Source organism: Scandinavium sp., from assembly GCF_051650185.1.
Classification (GTDB): Bacteria; Pseudomonadota; Gammaproteobacteria; order Enterobacterales; family Enterobacteriaceae; genus Scandinavium.
In genome coordinates this window covers 1-2,333 of the sequence record NZ_JBOFIN010000037.1, presented here as the reverse complement: position 1 = coordinate 2,333, position 2,333 = coordinate 1, and the positions used below count along the sequence as shown (strand labels likewise).

The following is a 2,333-nucleotide window of genomic DNA, read 5'->3' as shown; positions in this document are numbered from 1 at the left end:
CCGCGTACGGTTCGCCATCCATCATGATTTTAAGACCGGCACGGAAATCGTTGCTAGAATAAGTCGCCATAAGGCCCTCTAAATTTGTTAACTGGTAGCTAAGCCACAAAATGGCGCATATTGTAACCCTAAACACCCCGTCCAGAGAAGATTGGTTATCGCAACTTGCCGATGTAATCACCGATCCTGATGAACTGTTGCGTCTGTTAAAGATAGACGCTGATGAAAATTTGCTCGCCGGTCGTGACGCAAAACGCCTCTTCCCGCTGCGCGTGCCCCGTGCTTTCGCCGCAAGAATGAAGCCCGGCGATCCGAACGATCCGCTTCTCAAACAGGTGCTTACCTCGCAACAGGAGTTTGTTGCGGCCCCTGGTTTCAGTACCGATCCGCTTGAAGAACAGCACAGTGTCGTGCCTGGTTTGCTGCATAAATACCGCAACCGTGCTTTGTTGCTGGTGAAAGGTGGCTGCGCCGTTAATTGCCGCTACTGCTTCCGTCGTCATTTCCCCTATGCCGATAATCAGGGCAACAAACGCAACTGGCAGTTCGCACTGGATTACATTGCCGCGCACCCGGAACTCGATGAGATTATCTTCTCCGGCGGCGATCCGCTGATGGCGAAAGATCATGAACTGGCGTGGCTGATGGATGCGCTCGAAACCATTCCTCATCTGAAGCGTTTGCGTATCCACAGTCGTTTGCCGATCGTGATCCCGGCGCGCATCACCGAGGCGTTAACTGAACGCTTTGCTCGTTCCTCGCTGCAAATTTTATTGGTGAACCACATCAATCATGCGCAAGAAATTGACGAAGAATTTCGCCAGGCAATGTGCAAGCTGAAGCTTGCGGGCGTCACGCTGCTTAATCAAAGCGTGCTGCTGCGTGACGTGAATGACAACGCCCAAACGCTGGCGAATCTTAGCAACGCGCTGTTTGATGCCGGAGTCATGCCTTACTACCTGCACGTGCTGGATAAAGTACAGGGCGCGGCGCATTACATGGTGAGTGATGACGAAGCCCGGGCAATCATGCGCGAACTTCTGACGCTGGTCTCCGGCTATATGGTGCCAAAACTGGCGCGTGAGATTGGCGGCGAACCGAGCAAAACGCCGCTGGATTTGCAGCTGCGGCAGCAATAATCTCATCAGCAAAAGCCTGTGCGATGCCTGTCGCACAGGTTTCAAGTCCGGAAACCGACTCTCCCGAAATTCAGCCAGGTGCTATTTTAGCCTCCGCAAAAAACATCCCTCGCCATCCTGGGTTCAGGACACATTCTCAGGGATAAGATCTCATCAGGGAGAGAAGAAATGACCTCAACTATTACCGGTATCAACACCGGCATTATTCGCCATGCTCAGCAGTTTCAGGCTCTGGCACTCAAAATAAAGCATCAGCACGGCCAGGAATCTCTGGTCTTTATTCCCGCCCTGCCGCTTCGCGATCTTTATATCTGGCTTGAGCATCGTCTCTATTTGCAAAGCCAGCGCAACGCCAAAGACAAAGCCACGTTTAAAACGCGCCAGCATGTTGCCACCCAGGCGCTGCACCACAACATTCCTGAACTGAATCAGAAACACATGCTGCACGCCGATATTCGCCAGCGCGTCACGGGCTTTGCTCCGGGTGAGGCAAAACAGCAGGGTTCTGAGCTGGTTTTCAGCTTAGAGGGGGAAAATCGGCTGACGGTATTGATTGATGATACCCAAATCGCCTTGCTGATCAGCGCAATTTCTCATGCCATTAACAATGCCGGGATGCATGAGCTGTCTTTGCGTATTGCTTCCCTGCTCGATTTCCTGCCGATGTATGACGCCGACATGAAAGAGAACGGAGAAATGGAATACGACACTTATCAGCATGCCGCCTGGAAAATCGAACTCTTTACGCATTATCTGGCGCTGGTCTATCACTTTACCGATGAGAACGGGCAGCCGCAGGCCTGCGGCACCATTGTGAAATCGCGCGTTCGGGGTGATATGAAAGATGCTCAGGCTGTGGCTCAGCGCTTGCTGGCGTTTAGCCCACGGCTGAAAAAGCTGGAAGGAAAACCGTGTCGCATTTCGGTGGCGACGCTTGCCTCCGGAAAAGGGCTGTTATCTCAACAGCACGGATTACGGGCACTGTATCAGCTCTGTCAAAAAACGCTGCTTGCGCCAGCAACAGCAGAGTAAACAAAAACGCCCTCCATTGCTGAGGTAATGCCGATCAGTTAAGGATCAGTTGACCGATCCAGTGGCTGTGTAAGAATCCGGAAACGCTCACTCGTTTCCGGATTTTTTTATGCTCATTGGACAGGCACTTGATTTGGTATCCCGTTACGATTCTCTGCGTAA

General features: G+C 52.2%; 2 protein-coding genes and 1 pseudogene. 2 read left to right on the top strand and 1 reads right to left on the bottom strand.

The features are described 5' to 3' along the window. A pseudogene (locus tag ACRCWW_RS04925) lies at positions 1-70 on the bottom strand (elongation factor P); the annotation flags it as partial. 40 nt (positions 71-110) lie between these two features. On the opposite strand from ACRCWW_RS04925, the gene epmB reads away from it, so the two are divergent. Both epmB and yjeJ read left to right on the top strand, forming a co-directional pair. Further along, positions 111-1,139 carry an EF-P beta-lysylation protein EpmB gene (epmB, locus tag ACRCWW_RS04920; RefSeq protein ID WP_438681412.1) on the top strand — a complete coding sequence of 343 codons (1,029 nt, stop codon included), beginning with the start codon at positions 111-113 and terminating at the stop codon, positions 1,137-1,139. A 168-nt stretch (positions 1,140-1,307) separates the two neighbouring features. Next, positions 1,308-2,171: a YjeJ family protein gene (gene yjeJ, locus ACRCWW_RS04915; protein WP_438681411.1), complete on the top strand. Its 864-nt coding sequence runs from the start codon at positions 1,308-1,310 to the stop codon at positions 2,169-2,171. Positions 2,172-2,333: the final 162 nt, after the last annotated feature.